Here is a 24,113-nt window from a genome sequence, read left to right as displayed (position 1 = left end):
TTTCCCCCTATTTAGCGTCTAGCTTTTGTTTTAGCTTCTCAAGAGCCTTCTGTGCGGCTTGTTGTTCGGCTTCCTTCTTAGATCGACCTTTTCCGATACCTAATTCTTCGTCATTTAAACTGACACGGGAAATGAACTGACGATTATGGGCTGGCCCGCTTTCTTCAAGGATGCTGTATTCAATCATTCCTGCACTGCCTCGTTGGACTAGTTCTTGTAGCTGGCTCTTATAATCCATCACATGAGAAAAAGCACCGACATTGATTTTTGGATAGACAACTTTTTCAAGGATTGAAATCACTGTATCTAACCCTTGATCCAAATATACCGCTCCGATAAACGCCTCAAAGACATCTGCGAGTAGTGCTGGTCTTTCTCGACCACCTGTCATTTCTTCTCCTTTACCAAGTAAGATGAGCTCGCCGAAATTCAGTTCGATCGAGAACTTAACCAAGGATGGCTCACATACTATGGCTGCCCTTAATTTCGTAAGTTCACCCTCACTCATCATTGGATACTTCTTAAATAAGAATTGAGAAACCGTTAGTTCCAAGACGGCATCTCCAAGAAATTCTAAGCGTTCGTTGTCTTCATAAGGCTTACGACGATGCTCATTCACATAGGATGAATGAGTAAAAGCTTGTTTAAGTAGTTTTTCATCATTAAATTGAATCCCGATTTCATCTTGAAACGTTTTGAACTTTCCATCATTTTTATATCTGGTTATTCCTTTATTTCTACTTTGCTTCCGCATAAGGCACTCCACCTTGCTCTATATATGTTCTCATTGTATACTAATCAAGTTTATGCTAAAAAAATCATTTACGCAAAAGTTTCTTGCGTACGTTAGAACACAAATAAACTTGGTAGAGGTGAGACCTCTACCAAGTTTTAAATGGTTTTGAATGAAAGATGGACGTTTGCCCATCTTTTAATTCAATCTAACGATTAAGCGTTTGCTTTTATGTAGTTCACAGCATCACCTACTGTGCCGATTTTTTCAGCATCATCGTCAGAAATTTCCATGTCAAATTCATCTTCAAGTTCCATAACCAGCTCAACTACATCAAGGGAGTCAGCTCCTAGATCTTCTTTGAAAGAAGCTTCAAGAGTTACTTGAGATTCATCTACACCTAGACGATCAACGATAATTTTTGTTACACGATCTAATACTTCTGCCATTTTTGTCACCTCCCCTCAAGTATTATAGAGCATTTTGACCTCTAATGAAAAGAGTATACATGAAAACGATCAATAATTTATTATTTTCTTGCCGTTACATGACCATTCCGCCATCGATATGAAGAGTTTGGCCTGTCATATAAGCAGCTGAGTCGGAAGCCACAAATGTTACTACCTTGGCGATATCTTTTGGGTCACCAAAGCGGCTTAAAGGAATTTGCCTTAACATTTCATTACGCACATCTTCCGGCAGCTGATCCGTCATATCCGTAGAAATGAAACCAGGAGCGATCGCATTTACCGTGATGCCACGGGGTGCCAACTCTTTTGCTGTGGTTTTCGTTAATCCGATTACACCCGATTTAGCAGCTACATAGTTTGCCTGACCAGGGTTTCCACTCACACCAACAATCGAAGAAATATTGATGATTCTGCCGCTTCTTTGCTTCATCATTTGGCGGGTAACGGCCTTCGTACAAAGGAATACACCTTTTAGATTGATGTTAATGACATCATCCCATTCTGCTTCTTTCATTCTCATTAATAAATTATCTTTCGTAATTCCAGCATTGTTAACCAGAATATCCACTGAACCGAATTGACTAATCGTTTCCTTTACCATGGCCTGAACAGCATCACTATCCGATACATTACATTGTACGGCAATGGCTTCTCTGCCTAAACCTTTAATTTCATCGACGACTTCATTAGCCTTCGCTTCACTTCCTGAATAGTTTACGGCAACATTACAGCCTTCACGGGCAAGCTCTAGAGCGATCTCCCTACCTATTCCCCGGGACGCCCCCGTTACCAGGGCAACTTTTCCTTCTAAATTCATTTAAGCTTCCTCCTTTAACGCTTGAATGGTTTGTTCTAAAGATGCTTCATCTTGAACAGCATACGTTTTCACTCGTCTATTGACTTTTTTCACTAAACCTGAAAGGACTTTTCCGGGTCCAACTTCGATAAACGTATCCACATCTAATTCAAGCAGCTTCTCAACAGTATCTTCCCATTGAACAGGAGAGTATAATTGTTCAATTAATAAACGTTTGATTTCTTCACGATCCGTCACAGGTTTGGCCGTCACATTCGCAACAACCGGTACAGCTGCATCTTCAATCGTGATCGAATCTAGAATTGAGACAAACTGGTCGGCAGCAGGTTTCATTAATCGAGAATGGAATGGTCCACTCACTTGAAGTGGAATGACTCTCTTTGCTCCAGCTTCTTTCGCTTTCTCTGAAGCAAGCTCCACTCCTTTCACCGTACCTGAAATCACAATTTGACCAGGACAATTTAAGTTTGCCAGCCCCACTGGATGTCCCTCATTTGTTACAAGATCGGTAACTTCCTTTAGCGGCTCTCTTTCCATGCCAAGAATAGCAGCCATCGTGCCTTCTCCACTTGGAACTGCTTGTTCCATGAATTCCCCTCTTTTACGAACCGCATACACAGCATCTTCAAAGCCCAGGGCTCCGGCAGCTACCAGGGCGGAATATTCACCTAAGCTATGTCCGGCCGTATAATCTGCTGTGATGCCTTCTGCCTTTAAACGGTCAAGAATCGCGATGCTCGTCGTTAATAAAGCAGGCTGGGCATTCGTCGTTTGGGTAAGCTCCTCTTGGGGTCCTTCGAATATAACCGTTGATAGCTTTGTATCTAATGTTTTGTCCGCTTTAGTGAAATACTCCTGTACTTCAGGATATTGATCAGCCAATTCTTTTCCCATCCCGACTGATTGGGAACCTTGTCCAGGAAAAATGAACGCGATTTTACTCATACTTTTCTTCACTCCTATTGATAGCATCTTTAATTGTATTGGAGACATCGTGCTTCACCATTTCTCTGGCTTGTCTCATGGCGTTATATAAAGCAACTTCATTTGATGAGCCGTGGGCTTTGATCACCGGTGCTTTTAGACCAAATAAGCCCGCGCCTCCATACTCTGTATAATCAAGCATGTCTTTCATCTGCCTTAAATCATTTTTCACTAACCCGGCAGCCAATTTATTTTTTGTTGAGGCTGTAAAGGTCTTCTTGAGCATCGAGAAAACAGAAAGAGCCGTCCCTTCAATCGTCTTCAACACCATATTCCCGGTGAAACCATCGGTTACTACGACATCCGCAGGGCCTTCAAGTAAGTCCCTGGACTCTACATTTCCCACGAAATGAATAGGGGCGTCCTTAAGAAGTTGGAAAGACTTCTTTGTTAATTCATTCCCTTTTTTATCTTCGGTCCCAATGTTTAATAAGCCTACACGGGGATTGTTGATTCCTCTTACTTTCTCAGCATAAATGCTCCCCATGATGGCATATTGAAGGAGATGCTCAGGCTTGGCATCAACATTTGCACCTAAATCGAGCATGAGAAATCCTTTACCATCCAATGTCGGAAGGGTTGGTGCCAAAGCGGGGCGTTCAATCCCATCAATTCTGCCTACAATGAATAATCCGGCTGTCATAAGGGCTCCCGTGTTTCCTGCAGAGACACACGCATCAGCTTCCCCATTCCGGACTGCTTGGGCCATCAGCACCATAGAGGCATTCTTCTTGCGTTTAACGGCTCTAACAGGTTCATCTGTCCCCTCTATCACTTCATCCGTATGAACGATCGTCAAACGATCAACGGGTGTGATGTACTGCTTGATTTGGTTTTCATCTCCGAATAAAAGCACTTCTATATCGTTAAATTCCTTCAATGCCCTCTTTACACCAAGAACAATTTCTTTAGGAGCATGATCTCCGCCCATTGCATCAACGGCTAACTTCATCTACGCTTCATCCTTTGCAGAATTTTTAGAGCGATACATTTCGAATTCACCAGTGAAAACGAGCTCGCCACCGACTAAACTTTGAACTTCTACCGTTGTTCGGTCCTTTAGATCCTTCATATGTATCACTTTTGCTTTCGCGACAACACGCTCCCCTTCCTTTACAGGCCGGGTAAAACGGATTGTTGACTTAGCTGTTAATGCTAAGTCATCATTAATGACTGCTACCGCAAGAGAGTTTGCTTGAGCGAACAAATGATGCCCTCTCGCTATTCCATTTCTTACGAAAACATGCTCTCGTTTCACATCAAAAATGGAAATCGCACTCTGATCTAATTCTATATCAATAATTTCTCCAATAATCTCTTCAATAGGTAATGATTTCACTTCGTCTTCAAACGATTTCTCTGCTACATATTTAATCCGTTCACGAAGCTCCGGTATAGACAATTCCATACGATCCAACCGGATTGTCTGTACGCTCACCCGAAAACGTTCAGCTAATTCCTCATCTGTTATAAAAGGATTTTCCTTTATCGTGTCTGTAAGGTTTCCCTGTCTTTCTTTTTTTGAAAGTCTCAATATCAACACCGTCCAGTATTAGTACTAGGTACTAATAGTAGTATATAATCTAAAAAAGCAGATTGCAAGAAATAATCTCACAATCTGCCTTTCTAGTCTAGCTTTTCACCTTCTAATATCCCTGCAACCGACAGATACGCCCGAAGAGGTTCAAACTCGGGATCCTTCCAGAAAAGATCGGATTGAATTAAGCTTGCAGCATCATCTCTTGCAACTTCCAACGCACGATAGTCATGCACCATATCTGCCACTTTAAACTCAGGAAGCCCACTCTGCTTTCTGCCAAAGAAATCCCCCGGGCCTCTCAGCTCCAGATCTTTTTCACTCAGAACAAATCCATCATTGGTTTCGGTCATGATCTTCATTCGCTCTTTTCCAACCTCTGTTTTCGGTTCGGCAAGAAGAATGCAATAGGACTGATGTTCCCCACGTCCGACTCTCCCTCTTAGCTGATGAAGCTGAGACAACCCAAAGCGTTCAGCATCATAAATAAGCATAAATGTGGCATTGGGAACATTCACGCCCACCTCGACAACCGTGGTGGATACGAGTACTTGGAGATGATTTGCACTAAATTCCCTCATCACTTCATCCTTCTCATCAGGGTGAAGCCTTCCGTGCATCAATCCGACGTTGTATCGTCCTTCAAAGTAGTGCAGTAATTGATTGTAGACATCGATCGCATTTTGAACATCCAGTTTGTCAGACTCTTCAATCAGCGGACAAATCACATAGGCCTGTCTGCCTTGATCCAACTCCTTGTCCATAAATGAAAGCACCCTTGCTAGCATATCGGCTTTAGCCCAGTAAGTTTCAATCGTCTTTCTTCCTGCTGGCATTTGGTCGATTATACTCACATCCATCTCTCCAAACACCGTAATAGCAAGTGTTCTTGGGATGGGAGTCGCTGTCATAAATAATACATCAGGACTTTCCCCTTTTTCCCTGAGAACCCGTCTTTGATTTACCCCAAAACGATGCTGTTCATCGGTTACTACGAGTCCAAGAGACTTAAATTGCACATCCTCCTGGATAAGTGCATGTGTTCCAATGAGGATATCTATTTCTCCTTCTTTTAACTTTTCTAATAAAAGCCGTCGTCTTTTTCCTTTTACGGAGCTTGTTAACAGGGCAACAGACAGGCCTACCGGCTCCAATAATTCACTCAGAGAATTTGCATGCTGTTCTGCGAGGATTTCCGTTGGAACCATTAAAGCCCCTTGAAATCCTGCGGTTACACTCGAATAGAGTGCGATAGCCGATACGACTGTTTTCCCCGATCCGACATCCCCTTGCAAAAGCCGATTCATTCGGTAAGGAGACTTCATATCTGCCGAAATTTCATTCACTACCCGCTTTTGTGCATCGGTTAGCGGAAACGGGAGAGAGTCAATAAATTCTTTGATTTTACTTAAATCATAATTCTGTTGTAGACCAGACGAATGTTCTCTTTCAAACTTCCTAAGCGCCTGCATTTTCAGTTGAAACAACAAGAACTCTTCATACACAAATCGTCTTCTCGCCTGCTTCATGTCTTCAGTAGAATCTGGGAAGTGGAGATGAAAGAGAGCATCTTTTCGACTGGACAGCTTATATTTCTCCATCAACTGGTGGGGCAGGTTCTCCGTTACCAAATGACTGTAATCCTGAAAACCCTTTTTAATGAATTTTCTTAGTGTGTTGTTTTTTATAGAGCCCTTCAACGAATAAACAGGTTCAAAGTCTCCCTGTTTCCCATGTGGCCCCGACTGAAAATGCTGAACCGTAATGATTTGCCTATTCTTATCCCATTTCCCTGTGACCGTCACCGTATCGTGAAGGTTTATTTTCTTCTTTAGATACGGCTGATTAAAGAATACGGCCTGAACTAAATTCCTCCCGACCAATATTCTTAACGTCAAACGTGATTTTTTTCTCCCATAATACATTAATGCAGGTTCAGAATGGACCTTCCCTTCCACTGTGACACGCTCATCATGGGCTACATCCTCTAAGTCCCGAAGCCTGTAATCTTCGTACCTGTAAGGCAGATATTCTAACAAATCCAGAACAGAATATATCCCCATTGCATTCAGTTCCACAGCTGTTTCTTCACCAATCCCCTTTATGTTCTGGATCGTTAGCCCTTCTTTATGAGTCTTCACGTTTATTCAGGGAAACCCCAAAGATTTTCGCTTCCAGCTCTCTACCTGTAGGGGTGGCAGCCAAGCCACCTTGAGCTGTCTCTCTTAGTGCCACTGGCATTGTTTGACCGATTTTGTACATAGCGTCAATCACTTCATCACATGGAATCCGACTCGTTATGCCCGCAAGTGCCATATCCGCTGCAACCATTGCATTTGCCGCCCCCATTGCATTCCTTTTCACACAAGGTACTTCAACGAGGCCTGCAACAGGGTCACACACAAGACCTAACATATTCTTTAAGGTAATGGCCATGGCCTCGGCTGACTGGCTGGGTGTGCCCCCGGCCATTTCAACGATGGCAGCTGCAGCCATCCCACTGGCAGAACCAACCTCTGCTTGACATCCGCCGGCTGCACCTGAGATGGAAGCATTATTCGCTACAACAAAACCGAACGCCCCAGACGCGAATAAAAAGCGGATCATTTCATCTTTAGTAGGATTCAACTTATTTTTCACGGCAAACAATGTTCCCGGAACAACTCCTGCAGATCCCGCAGTAGGCGTCGCACAAATCGTTCCCATTGCAGCATTCACTTCATTGGTTGCTACCGCTTTACTAACTGCATCCAGGATAGTGTCCCCGGAAAGTGAACGGCCTTTCTCAATATATTTTTGTAAAAGTACGGCATCCCCGCCAGTTAAGCCTGAATGTGATTTCACACCTTCCAGACCTCTGGCTACTGCCTGTTCCATCACTTCCAGGTTTTTCTCCATTTGACTGTAGACTTCTTCGAATGTTTTACCTGTAAACTCGATTTCTTGTTCAATCATAATGTCAGAAATTTTCTTGTTCTGACTTTCAGCAAGTTCAACTAACTCTGCTACATTTCGAAACATTAAAATGACCTCCTCGCCTGAATGTAAACGCTATCATTATATTAATTGATTAATCGGAAATTCGGGTAACCTGAGTAATATTGGGCAGAGACGTTAATTCATTGATGACAGCCTCATCAATCGGCTGATCTACTTCAATGGTCATCAATGCCATTTGACCTTTCTCTTTGCGTGAAACATCCATATGTCCTATATTCAATTGATGTTTGGCAATGACATTGGATACAGATGCAATGGCTCCAAATCGATCATCATGAACAACCAATATGGCAGGATGGTGACCTGAAAGCTTGAGCTCAAAACCATTAAGTTCTATTATTTCAACTTTCCCGCCCCCAATGGAGATACCCACTAATTCGATTTCACCCTGCTCATCTCCCATCCTGATACGGGCAGTATTCGGATGATCCGTAATGGCGTCCTCCTCTTGGAACTTGATCTTTATTCCTTTTTGTTTGGCTACATTGATTGATTCGATAATTCGTTCATCATATGTATCATAATCAAGGATTCCACCTACAATGGCTACATCTGTTCCATGACCCTTGTATGTTTTTGCAAAAGATCCGTAAAACGATATCGTCGCCCATTTCGGTTCCCGACGAAACAGGTTTCTCGCTACTCTTCCTATTCTCGCTGCACCAGCAGTATGAGAACTTGATGGACCAATCATAACGGGACCAATAATATCAAATACACTTTTGTATTTCATGACTTTTCCCCCTAACTTAACATCCGGTCTATACTACCATTCTAACATAATGGAAGGGGACAAACTCCATATAGAGCTGTCCCCTTCCTTTATTCCTTATTCAACTGAGAATATATAGGAGTAAAGTGGTTGTTTACCATTATGAACTTCCACTTCTACATCTTCATAATGCTCTTCTACATACTCTTTTAATGAATCCACGTCCTCTTCTGTTACATCCTCACCATAAAGAATGGTTAAGATTTCAGAGTCTTCATCCAGCATTTTCTCTAATAAGCTTTGCGCTGTCTTTTGACGGTCATGATCAGAAATGACTATCTTCCCTTCTGCGATTCCCATAAAATCATCTTTTGCAATCGCAACACCATCAATATTCGTATCTCTGACAGCAAACGTGATTTGACCGGTTTTGACCTGCTTAGAAGCTTCAGTCATTAACTGCTTGTTATCTTCAACAGAAGCTGAAGGATTAAAAGCAAGTAACGCGGCCATTCCTTGAGGTACTGTCTTCGTTGGGACAACAGCTACTTCCATTTCCAGAACTTCAGCCGCCTGATCAGCTGCCATAATAATATTTTTATTATTAGGCATGATAATGACTTTCTTCGCATTCACTTCTTCAACAGCCTTCACGATATCCTCCGTACTTGGATTCATCGTTTGACCACCTTCTATCACAGAGGTAGCCCCGATGCTCTTGAACAGCTCGGCGATCCCTTCTCCCATCGCTACAGTCACAATGGCAAAGTCAACTTCTTTTGCTGCAGCAGGAACTTTAGCGTTCACAGGCTTTGTTTCACCAACAATGCTGCTGTGCTGCTGTCTCATGTTTTCAATCTTGATATTAATGAGACTTCCGTATTTATGACCATACGTCAATACATCCCCAGGTTGTTCAGAATGGATATGTACTTTAGCTAATTCATCGTCACTAATGACAAGCAGTGAATCACCGAATTCACTTAAATCCTGACGGAAGTTTTCTTCCACAAAGGATTGTTTGTCTTGTTCAAATCTGACCATGAATTCAGTACAATAACCAAACTCAATATCTTCTGTACTCATGAAATCCTGAGCTGTTTTGTGATGCTCAGCACTTACAAGATCATTCATGGAAGGTAACGAAGCTTGATTTGAAACCTTTTCACCCTTTAGCTCGGCTAAAAAGCCTTCATATACGAATAATAGTCCTTGACCACCACTATCGACTACTCCTACTTCCTTTAGAACAGGAAGTAAATCAGGTGTACGATTTAATGAAGCCTGTGCCTCATCGACGATTGCCTGCATAACCTTTACGAAATCACTTTCTGTTTCAGCTGCAGAAACACCTTTTCTGGCAGCATCTTTGGCAACCGTTAAAATCGTTCCTTCAACAGGTTTCATGACCGCTTTATAAGCCGTTTCCACACCTGTTTGAAGTGCATTGGCAAATTCCACACTCGATAAGGATTCTTTCCCTTCAATTGCTTTACCAAAGCCTCTGAACAATTGGGATAAGATAACACCTGAGTTACCTCTTGCTCCCATCAATAACCCTTTAGAAAGAGCAGCAGCCACATTTCCAATATGACCTTGAATATGTTTTTGGACTTCTTTCGCACCAGAAGTCATGGATAAATTCATATTTGTTCCAGTATCACCATCAGGAACAGGAAAAACGTTTAATGCGTCAACTAACTGCGCATTCGCAGATAATTGGGTGGCACCTTGTATCACCATTTCAGCAAAACGTTTTCCTTCCAAAGATGTAATCGACACGAATCTTCCTCCTCACTACGGGTTCGTGACACGAACCCCCTGCACAAAAATATTTACTGAATCTACCGCCAAGCCGACGGTCTTATCAAGAGTATATTTAACCTTGGATTGTACGTTATGAGCAATCTCAGAAATTTTTGTACCATAACTCACAATAATATACATATCAATATGTACTTCCTCTTCATCTTGACGAACGATCACTCCGCGAGTGAAATTTTCTTTACGTAAGATATCTGTGAAACCGTCTTTAATTTGGTTCTTTGAAGCCATTCCAACAATTCCGTAGCAATCCACCGCTGCACCTCCAGCAATCATTGCAATGACATCATTCGTAATATCAATTTGTCCGTACTGCGTTTTTAATTCGATGGACATGGAATGTTTTCCCCCTTTAATTACATGCTTGGCTAAAAACATTTTACTATAAGTATGGTGTTTTTGAAAGCTAAACTATTATCTCTACGTGATATGTTGGTTATGCCATCTATTTTTTCCTTAATATGCAAAGATTAATCAATTATTCTTCAGGTGGATATGACATATCATATATCGTGTTTTTAAGTAATGATCTGTTATTTTCCAAATACGTAATCAAAATTACTGCCTGTTTTTCTATGGTTCCAACAGATTAACTGGCCCTTCTTCCATCAGAAGGTAGAAAAAAGACGCCTAGCAACTAGACGTCTTCTCATTTTAAGTATTATACGCGTTCAACTTTACCAGATTTCAACGCTCTTGCAGAAACCCATACTTTCTTAGGCTTTCCGTCTACAAGAATTCGAACTTTTTGCAGGTTTGCACCCCAAGTACGCTTGTTCGCATTCATTGCGTGAGAGCGAGCGTTACCTGAGCTAGCTTTACGGCCTGTTACTACGCATTGTTTTGCCATAATATATTCCCTCCTCACTAACAAGAAGCTGAAGTTAATTTCAGTTCCACATTTCGCTTATTATCATAAAGATACTTTAATAATTTATCACACAACTTTCTAGAATGCAATACTACAATTAAAACCTTTCAAGAAAAAATACTTTACAGGCAGAAAAGCGGAGGCGGCTTGAGTAGGCCTGACAAGCACAACGGGGAAATCCCAAAAGGCGCTTTTTGCCTTATGGGATTTTTCAGTTGTGACCTCGAGGGACTAGCCGCCGGAGCTGGACATATAGAAAAGCGGAAGGGGCTCGGCCTGAGGCGACAAGCATAAGGCGAACTAACCGGAAAGGCGCTTTTTGCCTTTTTGGTTAGTTTGACTTATGACCTCGAGCCTCAAGCCCCTGGAGCTGGACATCGCAGAAAAGCGGAAGGGGCTCGGCCTGAGGCGACAAGCATAAGGCGAACTAACCGGAAAGGCGCTTTTTGCCTTTTTGGTTAGTTTGACTTATGACCTCGAGCCTCAAGCCCCTGGAGCTGGACATCGCAGAAAAGCGGAAGGGGCTCGGCCTGAGGCGACAAGCATAAGGCGAACTAACCGGAAAGGCGCTTTTTGCCTTTTTGGTTAGTTTGACTTATGACCTCGAGCCTCAAGCCCCTGGAGCTGGACATCGCAGAAAAGCGGAAAGGGCTCGGCCTGGGGCAGGAACACGACTGTTCACAATTTGGCGCAACAAACTCCAAAAGTGGCACAAGTTTGTGTGAAAGTGGCGCAACAAACCCAACAAGTGGCACAAGTTTGCTTGAAAGTGGCACAAGTTTACCCCAATGGAGGACTCTACACAGCCAAAAATACTCTTCCAGCACACTATTGAAAGCTCTCATCAACATTTCCCTGTCCTTAAATAACAATTACGCTCTCATTTTTCTAAAAACCACCTCACTTCTTCCATAAACAAAAAAGAAGATGGCACTAAAGCCATCTCCAACAAACTATTTATTCTTTTTTAAACGTTCCTAACATCGCCCTCACAAGTCCACCCAAGAATTTTGGTAATTTAATTGTATAAAAGCGCATTTTTAGTCCCTCCCCACAATCTAAAGAACGTAATGTTTCGCTTGACAACAGTTCAGTCTATTCAAGCAGTGTCAGTTAAGTACGTCTTCTTTTCTACCTGGTTTAAGAAGCTTTAATCACTGCTTCTTATCACCATTAATATGCCATTTGAAAAGGAAAAAGTACCAGATGATTGTATAAGTTCATTACTAATACATAGTGTGGATCCTCTGGAAATATTCCGATTTTCTAATGGATATTTAAAGCCGGTGAGGGTGATCCCTTCGACACTTTCGGTTACCGGAACGAAGGAAATATACTGTAATTCCGGGCTTTTTTCAACGGAATGCTCTCCAGGTTTGGCTATGTATAAACGATTTTGCACATCTATGATTTCCACTTCAATATCCGTATTTAATAGTCTCGGAGTCATTAATAATTGCAGGTTGCCCATGAAATGATCAAGCCGTCCACCGGTCGCACCAAAAATGTTGATTTTGTCAGGATTCTGATCAATCGCCCAGTTCAGCGCAAGCTCCAGATCCGTCTCGTCCTTTTCAGGCTTAAAACGATTGACTTCCTTAACTTTTTCTTGGATCAGCTCCCACTCTTTCTCGTTCACTGAATCAAAATCTCCAAAAGCGACATTCGGTTCAATATTTTGTTCAAGTAACGTGTATACCCCACGGTCCACACCAATCCAGTTTGCCTCACCATCCGAATATGCGTTCAATTCAGGGATGTATCTTTCTGGTCCGCCGGCAACGATATTGATTTCCATATTCTTCACTCCCTTTTTTATAAAAATAGACTGACCCTAAAGGATCAGCCTGTCATCTCTTATGTGAGAGATTTCTTTAATTCTTCGATTGCTGCCCCTCGGTCGCTGCGGTTGTAGATGGCAGAACCTGCAACAAACACATCTGCTCCTGCTTCAGCACAAATAGCTGCTGTTTCAGGGTTAATGCCACCGTCCACCTCGATTTCAAGTGTAGGATTGATTTCATGTGCCCATTCACGAATCTGTTTGATTTTTGGTACGACCGATGGGATGAATGATTGCCCACCAAATCCAGGGTTCACTGTCATAAGCAGGACCATATCGACATCTTGCAAAATTGGCTTGATCATTTCTGCCGGTGTTGCAGGATTTAGGACGACTCCCGCTTTTACACCTTTGCTTTTGATCATCTGAATCGTTCTATGCAAATGGGGATCAGCTTCTACATGGACGGTAATATAGTCAGCTCCAGCATCAGCAAAAGCTTCGATATATTGACTTGGATTTTCAATCATAAGATGTACGTCCAGTGGTAACGTCGTTAATGGACGTATCGCTTTCACGATCATTGGCCCCAGCGTGATATTCGGGACGAAGTGACCATCCATCACATCCACATGGATATAGTCGGCTCCCCCTTTTTCCACATCTTTAATTTCGTTCCCTAACTCTGCAAAATTTGCAGACAGAATGGAAGGTGCGATTTTCATGTTTAGTACCTCGGCTTTCTTTCTTTTATTTCTTTATGGAATGTTAAGTAGTGATCGTAGCGGTAAGTAGGGATTTCTCCTTCATCCACGGCAGCTTTAACGGCACATTTGGGTTCATTGATATGAAGACAGCCCCTAAATTTACAATCGTCTGATACTTCAACCATTTCGGGGAAGCATTGTGGCAGCTCTTCTATTTCAAGCTCTGAAAACTCCAATGAACTAAAACCTGGGGTATCCGCTACTAAACCATCCTCAATATCAATCAGCTCCACGTGACGAGTGGTATGTTTTCCCCGGCCCAAATGGGAGGAGATCATAGCCGTCTTTAATTCAAGTTCAGGTTTCAAGGCATTAAGCAAGGATGATTTCCCAACTCCGGACTGGCCTGCAAAGACAGAAATTTTATCACTTAAATAAGGTGTTAATTCCTCTACTCCATGCTCTGTTTTAGAAGACGTCATCAGGACTTCATAACCAAATGAGCGGTAATCTTTCACATATCGTTCGATCTTGTTTGTTTGATCAGGCGTTAGCAAGTCCATCTTGGTAACACAAATAAGCGGTTCTATTTCTTTACTCTCCACTAACACAAGAAAGCGGTCAAGTAATGCCGGGCTAAAATCTGGTTCGCTTGCAGAGAAGACCAATATCGCTTGATCGACATTCGCAATCGGCGGACGTACTAACTCATTCTTACGTGGAAAGACTTTCAGGATGTATCCATCCGTTTTGTTCTCTGCTTGAAATTCAACATAATCACCCACCAGGGGGGTTATTTTATTCTTACGGAAATTTCCTCTACCCCGGCATTGCGTAACGCTTCCTTCTGAAAGTACATAGTAAAATCCACTTAATGCTTTAACGATTTTTCCTTCAGGCATTCGAAACCTCCTATTCAAAAACATTCATTAAATAATTTAGTCATCTGGGTTATGTATCATTATCATTATAAATGAAAACAAGAGGACTGTCCCGTCAGGTTCATAAAAAACCTCGGTACAGCCCTTTGGCAATTGTCATTTATTCTTCTTTAGGATACTCGACAGTACCTGTTTTATACTCTTTTTCATCAACGAGAATGCGATATTTCCCAACAGTTCCTTCTTCCAATGTGAACTTCATTGTAATGGTCGTATCCTCATAAATGCTGATGAGTTCGTCACTATCTTCAATCTTTTTATTCTTGTCCTCAATAAAAATATCCACTACTTGAGGATCTCCATTGTCCTTGGTATAAGGAATGGTCATTTCCTCTGTAAACTCCTTGGTCGGTACTTCCTTCGGTGGCTCAGGACCCTTAGACATGATAACGTAAACATCCTCACCCTTACTAATAGGAGTATCTGCCACAGGCTTATGAGAAATCACCCTACCTTCTTCAACCTCATCTGAAAACACTTCACTCTGTACAATGATATTTATTTCCTTTGAAGCTTCATATTTATCAAGTGCAGTTTGATCGAAACCTACCAAGCTTTCTAAATCAAACTTTTCAGTTCCCTTACTCACGGTAAAGGTTATCGTCGTTTCATCTGCCACGACTTCTACTCCAGGAGATGGATCCTGGTCGGTGATTGTTCCAGCAGGTTCGGATTCATTGAACTCTTCTTCTTTCTCTACCGTGAATCCTTTTTCTTCAAGTTCAGAGGACACCTCTTCAAAATTCTTTCCTACATAGTCCTCTACTCGAACTTTTTCTTTACCTGTACTAACATAGATATCTATAGCCGATCCTTCATTCGCCATCCGTCCTGCCTTTGGGTTGGTCTTGATTACAAAACCTTCAGGAATCGTTTCATGGGATTGTTTTTTTGTTTCTCCGACGACAAACCCCTCTGAAACGATGGTGGAAATGGCTTCAGTCTGATCTTTTTCGACCACATCGGGCACCTGAATTTCCTTTGGCCCCAGCAGCTCAGGAACGAAAGTAACAGCAGCAACTCCTAAAAGAATAAGCAAAAAGAATAAACTAATAATAAGAATCGGCCACTTCTTTTTACTCTTTTTCTTAGGTGTTCCCTTCTTATTTTTCTTCTTTCCGTTCTTCTTCCCCTCTTGAACGGGAGGAGTTGGCTTCGTTTGTAATTTGTCTGTATCCGAATGATGGTGAACAATCGTATCGTCTAGATTCGAATAAGCCTTTTGATCGGTGATGACCGGAATGGCCTTTGTTGCCTCGTCATCAAGGGGAACGGCGAATTTCGGTTCATTCATCCGGTCCGGGTCCAAGGCTGAGCTCAATGCCTCGTCCATATCCTCGAGGCTTTCATACCGTCTGAATGGGTCTTTAGCCGTTGCCTTTAATACGATATTCTCAACACTCTGTGGAATATCCGGATTCCATCTTCGTAGAGAAGGAGTTTCAGATTGCAAGTGTTTTAAAGCAATCGAAACCGCTGATTCCCCAGAGAATGGGAGTCTGCCCGTTAACAATTCAAACATGACGATTCCAAGTGAGTAGATATCTGATTTCTTTGTGGCCATGCCGCCCCTCGCCTGTTCAGGGGAGAGGTAATGGACCGATCCCAGGACTGAATTGGTCTGGGTGATCGAAGTGGCACTAAGAGCCATCGCGATCCCGAAATCCGTGATCTTCACATTTCCATCTTCATCAAGCAGGATATTGTGAGGCTTAATATCACGGTGAACGATATGATTCTGATGAGCATGAGACATCGCTAAGGTTAACTGCTTCATAATATCGATCGCTTTGTCTACATGAACAGGTGAATGCTGCTGTATGTATTGCTTTAAGGTCATGCCATGAACATATTCCATGACAATATAGTATAGATCGTCTTCTTCTCCTACATCGTATATACTCACAATGTTCGGATGTGTCAAGCTAGTAGCAGATTGGGCTTCTCGTTGGAATCGTTTAATGAATTCCTCTTCATTGGCAAAATCGATTCTGAGCATTTTAATAGCCACTTCACGATCCAAAATCACATCATGAGCTAAATAAACGTTGGCCATCCCTCCGCCGCCGATTAGTTTAATGATTCTGTAACGCCCACTGATGCGCTTTCCTTCCATCATGTTATCACCCGCTTTCCGTTTCAGCGGCAAACTCAACAATTACTACGGTAATATTATCCTCACCGCCATATTCATTGGCTAAATGAACAAGCGACTCTCCTTTATTTTCTAGGGAGTTGTCATGAACCAATATCTCTTTCATTTCTTTTTGGGAGACTTTATTAGAAAGACCGTCTGAACACAATAAAATAACGTCTTCTTCTTCAAACATTATCGTTTTAATATCCATCGTAATTGAAGCTTCCGTACCTATCGCTCTAAGTATTACATTTTTTCTTGGATGATGCTCTGCATCCTCTTTCGAAATTTCACCGCTTCTAACTAATTCATTCACAAGTGTATGGTCTTCTGTTAGCTGATGAAAACCATTTTCGTTCAGAATATATCCTCTGCTGTCACCAATATTAACAATGGTTGCAAATAATGAGGTGCAAATGGCTCCGACAAGAGTCGTTCCCATTCCCTCGCACTCCGAATTGGATTGAGAATAAGTATATACTTCTTTGTTTACTTCGTTAATAGTTGTTTTTAACCAATTTTCGGCTTCATCAGCGGTGTGAAATTTTTCGGTTTTCTCCCATAAGTCCTTTAAGATCGAAATGGTGAGCCCACTAGCAACATCTCCTGCTCGGTGGCCCCCCATTCCATCTGCTACAACAGCTAAATGATCGCCGTGATGATTCACAAATACCCCGGCACTATCTTCATTTAGTTGACGCACTTTCCCTTTGTCCGTAAAATAAACAGTTTTCACTTAGGTCACCTCGTCTCTTCTTCTGCACCTGATTCAAGTAGCTCCTTATACTCATAGTTGGATGCATTTCAGTTCAAAAAATGAATTCACTTTGATTATCTTCGTTATATACGATCAGCTTCACATTCATTCTGAATGGAGTTGATAATGAAAAGAGCGAATATTTTCGGGCTTATCACTTTTGAGGAAATAAACATATGATTACAAAGTATTAGATAATCAAAGATTCATTAAGGGCTGTTGTACTTTTACGACTTTTCTAGTGAGTTTTCCTGCTTTTCTTTCGACATTTGATTTATTTCGACTCATTTTTTTCTAAAACACGAAATGAAAAACCCATCTCCACCAAAATCTTGTGGAAATACTTGTAATTGATTTTCTTTAATAAAAGGAGTAATGGAATCCGGAAGTCCATCTAGAGGATCAGGCTTAAATTCACTATGATCACTTAAGAAAGCCGCCACAGTACCTTCATTCTCATTTTGGTCTACAGTACATGTGCTATAAACTAAAAGTCCATCTTTTTTTAACAGTGGTGCAACCGCTGATAAGATGTCCAGCTGAATCTTTTGTAGTGATAGAAGATCGGACTCTTTTTTAGCATATTTAATATCCGGTTTTCTTCTTAATACACCTAAGCCAGAGCACGGAGCATCGACTAAAATACGATCGAAACTTTCTTTTTCAAACTTCTCTCCTGCTTTTCGACTATCAAGGGTTGCCGACTTTACATTATTTAATCCAAGTCGAGTCGCATTTTCGTCAATTAATTTCACCTTATGCTTGTGTAAGTCCAATGCATGGACTTCACCGGTACCTGAGAGTTTTTCGGCTATGTGGGTCGTTTTGCCCCCAGGTGCTGCACACGCATCTAACACTTTCATCCCCTGTTCAAGCTTTAAAGCATAGGAGACAAGCATGGAACTTTCATCCTGGATGGTACACTGTCCGTTACGATAAGCTTCTGATTTTGCCAGGTTACCTCGAAGTGACTGAATAGCCTCCGGGACAATTGCGCTTACTTTCACTTCATTTCCACTATCCGTTAAACGTTTAACCAGTTCTTCCCGACTGATTTTGGTCATGTTGACACGTGCCGTTTGTTTAGGTGCGATTAAATTGGTTTCACACATTTCTTTCGTCTTCTCCAGACCAAATTGTTCTTCCCATCTCTTCACTAACCAATAAGGATGACTCGTTTCGATGGCCACCCGCTCGATCGGATCTTTAATACTGTCAAGGGAAGGAAGCCCTTTCCTCTGAACAGAACGCAAGACCCCGTTTACTAATCCTGAAATGCCTTTGTGTCCTCTCTTCTTGGCGATTTCTACAGCTTCAAAGAAAACAGCACGGTCAGGAATTCGATCTAAGTACACAAGCTGATAAAGGGATAAGCGCAAAAGTTGACGAACCCACTCATCCAGCTTCCCTTTAATAAATGGAGCTAAATAGAAATCCAACGTCATTTTCCGTTGAATGGTTCCATACGTCAGCTCCGTTAATAATCCAATGTCTTTACTTGGCAGTTGATTTTTTTCAATCACAGAATTCAATAATAAATTACTATACGATTGATTTTTCTCTACTGCTTCAATGACATCAAGCGCTGCTTCACGAACGGTTTTATTTCTTTTACTCATTATTTTCTCCTAACATCATTCCTGCTTTTAGGTGAGAGCCAGCCCCACGCAGGTAATCCTTTGCACTCATTCTCTTTTTACCGGAAGGCTGTAAATCGGTTATTTTAATTCCCACAGAATTGCCTGTAGAAACGACGAATCCATCCTCTTCAATCTTCACGATTTCACCAGGTGCGGCAGAAGTACCTCCGACTTTTTCTCCCCACCAAACTTTGATCACAGAATTTTCTAATGTAGTGTAAGCAACCGGCCAAGGGTGAAGTCCTCTAATATGGTTGTAGATTTCTTCTCCAGTTTTCTTCCAGTCAATTTTTTCTTGTTCCCGCTTGATGTTTCGTGCAAACGTCGCTTTTGAATCATCTTGCTTGACCGGGGAAATGTCCCCCGCTAATAATTTGGGCATCGTTTCAATCAGTAACGCTGCACCTGCAACACTTAGTTTGTCATGAAGCGTCCCGACATGATCCCGCTCTTCAATATCTACTTCCACTTGACTTATAATGTCTCCTGCATCAAGCTTTTCGACCATATACATAATGGTAATGCCCGTTTTCTCTTTTCCTTGGAGAATGGAATAATGAATGGGTGCCCCCCCTCTAAGTTCAGGAAGTAAAGAGGCGTGAACATTGATACATCCATATTGTGGAGCTTCCAGTAATTCGTTAGGAAGAATTTGCCCAAAGGCCGCTGTAACTATAAGATCAGGCTTCAATGCAAGCACTTTGTTTAACTCATCTTCATTCTTTATTTTCTCTGGTTGGTAGACTGGGATCCCGTGTTTTTCAGCTGCTACTTTTACAGGAGGAGGCGTGAGGATCCTTTTTCTTCCCACCGGGCGGTCAGGCTGTGTCACAACCGCAATAACATCATACTTTTCATCTAATAGAGATTGAAGAACAGGAACTGAAAAATCAGGTGTTCCCATAAAAATCACTTTCGTCATTAAGCTTCATACCTTTCTAATTCTTCTTCTGTAACATATTTTTCTACCTTTGAGGTAAATAGGATACCGTGAAGATGATCGATTTCATGTTGAATCGCTCTCGCTAAAAAATCCTCCGCATGAAATTCAATCATTCTTCCTTTTCGGTCATGCGTTTTGACCTTGATGGAATAAGGACGGGTCACTTCGCCATATAAGCCCGGGAAACTTAAGCATCCTTCGAGGTCGGTTTGAGATCCCTCCGCCTCGACGATTTCCGGATTGATAAGCTCGATTGTTCCAGTGTCATCCCCGACATCGACCACTGCTATCTGAAGGTCGATTCCTACTTGGGGCGCTGCAAGGCCGACACCGTCCGCTTCAAGCATAGTATCATACATATTTGCAAGTAATTTTTTTAATTTCTTATCAAATGCCGTTACCTTCTCACATTCTTTTTCTAAGATCGGATCAGGGTGCATTACAATTGGAAGTATTGCCATAAGTCTCCTCCATTTTTCCGTATAAATAGTGTTACATCATCATATAAGGGTTCACATCTATGGAGATTGTTAACCCTTGGGATGCATATTGTTGCTGGTACTGGTCTAATACTGTCTTTAATGTAGTTCCAAGATTTGGTTCCAGCTTGTATTTTATCAAACATTGATAGCGATATCTATTCTTTATCCTGGGGATTGGTGATGCAACGGGCCCAAGAATAATCGTTGTGTCGGATAGCTTTGAACGAATATAGTTCGTCATCTTCTCTGCAATATCCACCACTTTCATTAAATCTTCATGACTCAATGTGATCAGAGTGATGTAGTAAAAAGGAGGATAGGAACCCATTTTCCTCATCATCATTTCCTGCTGATAAAAACGGTTGTAATCATGATTTGACGCTAACTCGATTGAATAATGCTCAGGTGTATACGTTTGAATCACGACTTCTCCGGGCAGCTTGTGTCTGCCGGCCCGCCCACTTACTTGTGTCAGTAATTGAAACGTCTTTTCTGCTGCTCTGAAATCCGGAAGATGGAGCATCGTATCTGCACTGAGGACCCCAACAAGTGTGATATTCGGAAAATCGAGACCCTTAGCAATCATTTGAGTACCAAGAAGGATATCCGCTTTCCCTTCTCCAAAGGCTGTTAACAGTTTTTCATGGGAGCCTTTTCGTGAAGTTGTATCTACATCCATACGAATGATTCGAGCATCTGGAATGAGTTTCGTCAATTCCTCTTCAACCTTTTGAGTTCCGGTCCCAAAATAACGAATATGCTCACTCGTACATTCAGGGCAAGTACTTGGAACTCCCTCCTCGTAACCGCAATAATGACACTTCATGCCATTTGAAAAACGATGATAGGTCAAAGATATGTCGCAGTTTGGACACTGAAGGACAAAGCCGCAATCTCTGCACATGATGAAGGAGGAATGCCCTCTTCTATTCAGGAATAGAACGGTTTGCTCTCCCTTTGCCATCCGGTCCTGAAGCTTTTCGAATAGTTTTGTTGAAAACATGGAACGGTTTCCCTTCCTCAGTTCCTCTCTCATATCCACAATGTCAACGGATGGTAATGGACCGTCATTCATGCGTTTATCCAAAGTGAGAAGCTCATATACACCTTTCGATGCCCGTGCAAAGGATTCCAAAGAAGGTGTAGCACTTCCTAAAATTACAGGGCACTTATGATATTCCCCTCGATAAATGGCGATGTCTTTAGCATGATAACGGGGATTTTCCTCTTGCTTGTAACTTGTCTCATGCTCTTCATCGATAATGATGATCCCGATATTTTCAAAAGGGGCAAAAACGGCTGAGCGGGCACCGACCACTACTTTTACTTCCTTACGCTGAATTTTCCTCCACTCATCATATTTTTCACCAACTGACAAACCGCTGTGCAGTACAGCTACATCATTTCCGAAACGGCCCTTAAAACGGTGAACCATTTGGGGGGTAAGGGATATTTCAGGAACTAATACAATCGCTTCCTTCCCTTCTTGTAAGACCCGTTGAATGGACTGCAGGTAAATTTCTGTTTTACCACTCCCTGTTACTCCGTAAAGAAGGAATGTATGATGTTTGTCTTGATCGATGGTGTTTAGTATAGGACGAATCGCTTGGTCTTGCTGGGACGTCAACGTTAGGGGTGAGGTTTTCTCAAATGTTTTGTTTTCAAAGGGGTCACGATACATTTCAACGTTTTTTTCAATCAGAAGCCCTTTATTGACCAACGATTTAACGGTAGATGAAGTGGTTGCCATCTCTTCAAGGAGGGTTGACGCTAGTATCCCGTCACCACCCGGAGCAGAATCACTCATGTACTCTAGGATTTGTTTCTGCTTATTTGCTTGAAGGGGCAGGCTGTTCTTTACCTCTTCTAAATCATCGTCTGGAACATTAAGATAAAGTTTTCGAACCGTTTTCTTATTTCCTTTCGCTTTCACCCTGTAAATCACTTCCACCGAACCATTTTTAACCTCTTTATGAATGAGAGGTAGAAGTCCGCTGTCTTCAATCGCTTTCCAGGAAACCTCTTTCCCCTGCTGAAAGAAGCGCTGTAAAGAGTGATGAAGCTCGTCAGGTCCCTTGTTTTCTTCTAGCTGAAAGAACTTTTCGTATTTGGCTTTCATTGCTGCAGGCAGCATGGATTGAAAAGCAGAGATTTTAAAACAAAGTGTTTTCTCTGTCAGCCAGTTCCCCAGTTTAAGCAATTCGTTGTTGAGAACTGGTACAAGATCCATTGGCTCAATGACCGGTTTGAGTTTCGACACTTCGCCTTTTTCCTTTAATTCAATCACAAAACCTTGAATTTTCCTTGGTCCAAACGGAACAACCACCCTCATGCCGGGAAGGATGCTGCCTCTCCATTCATCCGGGATACTATAGTCGTAGGTGCGATCCGTTTGCATGGCAGGGACGTCGACGATTACACTAGCTACGTTCATATGGCGTACCCTTCTTTAATTGCCGGACCGCTTCTTTATAGATTTCTTTCGCTACATCCACTTTTGATAATAACGGCAGATCCCGAACGTCCCCACCTTTTGTCACGATTGAAACCCGGTTTGTGTCGGTACCAAAGCCTGACCCCGCTTCTTTTACATTATTTGCTACGATCATATCTGCCTGTTTTTTTTCAAGCTTAGCCTTGGCATACTCCTCAACATTTGTTGTTTCCGCAGCAAATCCGATAAGAAATTGATGATTCTTTCTCTCTCCAAGACTTTTTAAGATATCCTTCGTCCTTTCGAATTCAATCACGAGATTTCCATCTTTTTTCTTTAACTTATCCCCGAATATTTCTTTCGGACGATAATCAGCCACCGCAGCGCTCTTCACCACGATATCCGCCGTTGGAAAAGCTGCGTGAACCGCATTGTACATGTCTTCGGCACTCATGACGGAAACCAATTCAACACCACGTGGAATCGGTAAATGAGATGGTCCTGAAATCAACACGACCCGGGCTCCTAAAGACACAGCTGCTTCTGCAAGGGCATAGCCCATTTTCCCCGTTGAACGATTGGAAAAGAAGCGTACAGGATCCACCATTTCCCTGGTAGGGCCAGCTGTTATCACTACTTTTTTCCCTTGTAATAGCATTCCTTCACTATCAAGATCTGAAAAATAGCGATCAACCAACTCCACTACTCTTTCAGGTTCTTCTAATCTTCCTTTTCCAACGTATCCACAAGCCAAATACCCTTCACTTGGTTCGACAAATTCGTAGCCAAACTCAAAAAGGGTATTAATATTTCGTTTCACCGCTGGATGATCATACATATGTACATTCATGGCTGGGGCAATCCAGACTTTCGTTGTAGTTGCCAGTATAGTTGTAGATATCATGTCATCTGCAATTCCATTCGCGAGCTTCCCGATGATGTTGGCCGTTGCTGGAGCTACGAGTACAAGGTCCGCCCAGTCAGCTAAGTCGATATGAGCAATCTTTGACGAATCCTTTTCATCAAAGGTATCCCAATATACATCTTGACGGGATAATGCTTGGAAGGTAAGTGGAGCCACAAATTTTTGAGCTGATTCAGTCATGATGACTTTCACTTCGGCACCGCTTTGGACCAGCTTGCTTGTTAAAGCAGCCGCTTTGTATACAGCAATTCCACCAGATACACATAGCAGTATTTTTTTCCCCTTGATCATTCTGCTTTCCCCCATTACTCTTTATACTTCCTTTATTATGAAGGATATTGATAGAAAAAGAAAATAGGGTTGTCCCGAAAAGATCATGAAATCTTTCGAGTCAACCCCCTAGAGTTTTTCATTAA

The 24,113-nt window shown here is 42.1% G+C and carries 23 protein-coding genes; all 23 read right to left on the bottom strand.

What is annotated here, in order from left to right; translation table 11 throughout:
- Window positions 1–7: 7 nt before the first annotated feature.
- The 23 genes from rnc to coaBC all read right to left on the bottom strand — a co-directional run bounded on the left by rnc (window position 8) and on the right by coaBC (window position 23,988).
- Window positions 8–754 (bottom strand): ribonuclease III, encoded by a 747-nt coding sequence (rnc, locus tag AAEM60_RS09765; RefSeq protein ID WP_299740798.1) that lies wholly within the window; start codon window positions 752–754, stop codon window positions 8–10.
- A gap of 194 nt (window positions 755–948) precedes the next feature.
- Window positions 949–1,182 carry an acyl carrier protein gene (gene acpP, locus AAEM60_RS09760; protein ID WP_032088865.1) on the bottom strand — a complete coding sequence of 78 codons (234 nt, stop codon included), beginning with the start codon at window positions 1,180–1,182 and terminating at the stop codon, window positions 949–951.
- Between the two features lie 94 nt (window positions 1,183–1,276).
- Window positions 1,277–2,020: a 3-oxoacyl-[acyl-carrier-protein] reductase gene (fabG, locus tag AAEM60_RS09755; RefSeq protein WP_341357861.1), complete on the bottom strand. Its 744-nt coding sequence runs from the start codon at window positions 2,018–2,020 to the stop codon at window positions 1,277–1,279.
- Window positions 2,021–2,965 (bottom strand): ACP S-malonyltransferase, encoded by a 945-nt coding sequence (fabD, locus tag AAEM60_RS09750; RefSeq protein WP_299740789.1) that lies wholly within the window; start codon window positions 2,963–2,965, stop codon window positions 2,021–2,023. It lies immediately after the preceding gene.
- On the bottom strand, window positions 2,958–3,956 hold the full coding sequence (plsX, locus tag AAEM60_RS09745) for a phosphate acyltransferase PlsX (protein ID WP_299740787.1): 999 nt from the start codon (window positions 3,954–3,956) through the stop codon (window positions 2,958–2,960). The genes fabD and plsX overlap by 8 nt, the downstream gene beginning before the upstream one ends.
- Entirely contained in the window at window positions 3,957–4,538 is a 582-nt protein-coding gene (gene fapR, locus AAEM60_RS09740; protein ID WP_341357860.1) for a transcription factor FapR, read from the bottom strand.
- Window positions 4,539–4,630: 92 nt separating this feature from the next.
- The gene (recG, locus tag AAEM60_RS09735; protein ID WP_341357859.1) at window positions 4,631–6,682 is read right to left on the bottom strand and encodes an ATP-dependent DNA helicase RecG; all 2,052 of its coding nucleotides are present in this window, start codon (window positions 6,680–6,682) and stop codon (window positions 4,631–4,633) included.
- On the bottom strand, window positions 6,669–7,562 hold the full coding sequence (gene sdaAA / locus AAEM60_RS09730; protein WP_299740781.1) for an L-serine ammonia-lyase, iron-sulfur-dependent, subunit alpha: 894 nt from the start codon (window positions 7,560–7,562) through the stop codon (window positions 6,669–6,671). Before sdaAA ends, recG begins: the two co-directional genes overlap by 14 nt.
- 49 nt (window positions 7,563–7,611) lie before the next feature.
- Window positions 7,612–8,274, bottom strand: a complete 663-nt coding sequence (gene sdaAB, locus AAEM60_RS09725; protein WP_044337431.1) for an L-serine ammonia-lyase, iron-sulfur-dependent subunit beta — start codon at window positions 8,272–8,274, stop codon at window positions 7,612–7,614.
- 96 nt (window positions 8,275–8,370) lie between these two features.
- On the bottom strand, window positions 8,371–10,035 hold the full coding sequence (locus AAEM60_RS09720) for a DAK2 domain-containing protein (RefSeq protein ID WP_299740777.1): 1,665 nt from the start codon (window positions 10,033–10,035) through the stop codon (window positions 8,371–8,373).
- 15 nt (window positions 10,036–10,050) lie between these two features.
- A complete protein-coding gene (locus tag AAEM60_RS09715) occupies window positions 10,051–10,413 on the bottom strand; it encodes an Asp23/Gls24 family envelope stress response protein (protein WP_034755738.1) in 363 nt (120 codons plus the stop codon).
- 325 nt (window positions 10,414–10,738) lie between these two features.
- Entirely contained in the window at window positions 10,739–10,927 is a 189-nt protein-coding gene (rpmB, locus tag AAEM60_RS09710; RefSeq protein WP_034755741.1) for a 50S ribosomal protein L28, read from the bottom strand.
- A 978-nt stretch (window positions 10,928–11,905) separates the two neighbouring features.
- Window positions 11,906–11,986, bottom strand: coding sequence for a stage V sporulation protein SpoVM (spoVM, locus tag AAEM60_RS09705; RefSeq protein WP_032088878.1), 81 nt, complete (start codon window positions 11,984–11,986; stop codon window positions 11,906–11,908).
- 112 nt (window positions 11,987–12,098) lie between these two features.
- Window positions 12,099–12,746 (bottom strand): thiamine diphosphokinase, encoded by a 648-nt coding sequence (locus AAEM60_RS09700; RefSeq protein WP_299740771.1) that lies wholly within the window; start codon window positions 12,744–12,746, stop codon window positions 12,099–12,101.
- A 59-nt stretch (window positions 12,747–12,805) separates the two neighbouring features.
- Entirely contained in the window at window positions 12,806–13,456 is a 651-nt protein-coding gene (gene rpe / locus AAEM60_RS09695) for a ribulose-phosphate 3-epimerase (RefSeq protein ID WP_299740769.1), read from the bottom strand.
- Between the two features lie 2 nt (window positions 13,457–13,458).
- On the bottom strand, window positions 13,459–14,340 hold the full coding sequence (gene rsgA / locus AAEM60_RS09690; RefSeq protein ID WP_299740767.1) for a ribosome small subunit-dependent GTPase A: 882 nt from the start codon (window positions 14,338–14,340) through the stop codon (window positions 13,459–13,461).
- Window positions 14,341–14,479: 139 nt separating this feature from the next.
- Complete coding sequence (pknB, locus tag AAEM60_RS09685) at window positions 14,480–16,498, bottom strand: Stk1 family PASTA domain-containing Ser/Thr kinase (RefSeq protein ID WP_299740765.1); 2,019 nt, start codon at window positions 16,496–16,498, stop codon at window positions 14,480–14,482.
- Between the two features lie 4 nt (window positions 16,499–16,502).
- Window positions 16,503–17,252, bottom strand: a complete 750-nt coding sequence (locus AAEM60_RS09680; RefSeq protein WP_299740763.1) for a Stp1/IreP family PP2C-type Ser/Thr phosphatase — start codon at window positions 17,250–17,252, stop codon at window positions 16,503–16,505.
- 305 nt (window positions 17,253–17,557) lie between these two features.
- Window positions 17,558–18,892: a 16S rRNA (cytosine(967)-C(5))-methyltransferase RsmB gene (gene rsmB, locus AAEM60_RS09675; RefSeq protein ID WP_299740761.1), complete on the bottom strand. Its 1,335-nt coding sequence runs from the start codon at window positions 18,890–18,892 to the stop codon at window positions 17,558–17,560.
- A complete protein-coding gene (gene fmt / locus AAEM60_RS09670; protein WP_299740759.1) occupies window positions 18,885–19,835 on the bottom strand; it encodes a methionyl-tRNA formyltransferase in 951 nt (316 codons plus the stop codon). Before fmt ends, rsmB begins: the two co-directional genes overlap by 8 nt.
- Window positions 19,835–20,317: a peptide deformylase gene (gene def, locus AAEM60_RS09665; RefSeq protein ID WP_299740757.1), complete on the bottom strand. Its 483-nt coding sequence runs from the start codon at window positions 20,315–20,317 to the stop codon at window positions 19,835–19,837. Before def ends, fmt begins: the two co-directional genes overlap by 1 nt.
- Window positions 20,318–20,348: 31 nt before the next feature.
- Window positions 20,349–22,772 (bottom strand): primosomal protein N', encoded by a 2,424-nt coding sequence (gene priA, locus AAEM60_RS09660; RefSeq protein ID WP_299740755.1) that lies wholly within the window; start codon window positions 22,770–22,772, stop codon window positions 20,349–20,351.
- Window positions 22,759–23,988 carry a bifunctional phosphopantothenoylcysteine decarboxylase/phosphopantothenate--cysteine ligase CoaBC gene (gene coaBC, locus AAEM60_RS09655; RefSeq protein ID WP_299740753.1) on the bottom strand — a complete coding sequence of 410 codons (1,230 nt, stop codon included), beginning with the start codon at window positions 23,986–23,988 and terminating at the stop codon, window positions 22,759–22,761. Before coaBC ends, priA begins: the two co-directional genes overlap by 14 nt.
- Between the last annotated feature and the right edge of the window lie 125 nt (window positions 23,989–24,113).

Source organism: Rossellomorea sp. y25 (assembly GCF_038049935.1).
In the GTDB taxonomy this organism is placed as follows: domain Bacteria; phylum Bacillota; class Bacilli; order Bacillales; family Bacillaceae_B; genus Rossellomorea.
Note: the sequence above shows the minus strand (reverse complement) of the source record. Positions and strands in the feature narration are given on the sequence as shown.

Excerpts from the sequence above, each read along its gene's own strand:
- fabG (WP_341357861.1), bottom strand. The coding sequence starts at position 2,020 with ATGAATTTAGAAGGAAAAGTTGCCCTGGTAACGGGGGCGTCCCGGGGA.
- plsX (WP_299740787.1), bottom strand. The coding sequence starts at position 3,956 with ATGAAGTTAGCCGTTGATGCAATGGGCGGAGATCATGCTCCTAAAGAA.
- fmt (WP_299740759.1), bottom strand. The coding sequence starts at position 19,835 with ATGACGAAAGTGATTTTTATGGGAACACCTGATTTTTCAGTTCCTGTT.
- rsmB (WP_299740761.1), bottom strand. The coding sequence starts at position 18,892 with ATGAGTAAAAGAAATAAAACCGTTCGTGAAGCAGCGCTTGATGTCATT.
- sdaAA (WP_299740781.1), bottom strand. The coding sequence starts at position 7,562 with ATGTTTCGAAATGTAGCAGAGTTAGTTGAACTTGCTGAAAGTCAGAAC.
- fabD (WP_299740789.1), bottom strand. The coding sequence starts at position 2,965 with ATGAGTAAAATCGCGTTCATTTTTCCTGGACAAGGTTCCCAATCAGTC.
- rsgA (WP_299740767.1), bottom strand. The coding sequence starts at position 14,340 with ATGCCTGAAGGAAAAATCGTTAAAGCATTAAGTGGATTTTACTATGTA.
- sdaAB (WP_044337431.1), bottom strand. The coding sequence starts at position 8,274 with ATGAAATACAAAAGTGTATTTGATATTATTGGTCCCGTTATGATTGGT.
- acpP (WP_032088865.1), bottom strand. The coding sequence starts at position 1,182 with ATGGCAGAAGTATTAGATCGTGTAACAAAAATTATCGTTGATCGTCTA.
- AAEM60_RS09715 (WP_034755738.1), bottom strand. The coding sequence starts at position 10,413 with ATGTCCATCGAATTAAAAACGCAGTACGGACAAATTGATATTACGAAT.
- def (WP_299740757.1), bottom strand. The coding sequence starts at position 20,317 with ATGGCAATACTTCCAATTGTAATGCACCCTGATCCGATCTTAGAAAAA.
- rpmB (WP_034755741.1), bottom strand. The coding sequence starts at position 10,927 with ATGGCAAAACAATGCGTAGTAACAGGCCGTAAAGCTAGCTCAGGTAAC.
- spoVM (WP_032088878.1), bottom strand. The coding sequence starts at position 11,986 with ATGCGCTTTTATACAATTAAATTACCAAAATTCTTGGGTGGACTTGTG.
- priA (WP_299740755.1), bottom strand. The coding sequence starts at position 22,772 with ATGAACGTAGCTAGTGTAATCGTCGACGTCCCTGCCATGCAAACGGAT.
- rnc (WP_299740798.1), bottom strand. The coding sequence starts at position 754 with ATGCGGAAGCAAAGTAGAAATAAAGGAATAACCAGATATAAAAATGAT.
- AAEM60_RS09700 (WP_299740771.1), bottom strand. The coding sequence starts at position 12,746 with ATGGAAATCAATATCGTTGCCGGCGGACCAGAAAGATACATCCCTGAA.
- coaBC (WP_299740753.1), bottom strand. The coding sequence starts at position 23,988 with ATGATCAAGGGGAAAAAAATACTGCTATGTGTATCTGGTGGAATTGCT.
- pknB (WP_299740765.1), bottom strand. The coding sequence starts at position 16,498 with ATGATGGAAGGAAAGCGCATCAGTGGGCGTTACAGAATCATTAAACTA.
- rpe (WP_299740769.1), bottom strand. The coding sequence starts at position 13,456 with ATGAAAATCGCACCTTCCATTCTGTCTGCAAATTTTGCAGAGTTAGGG.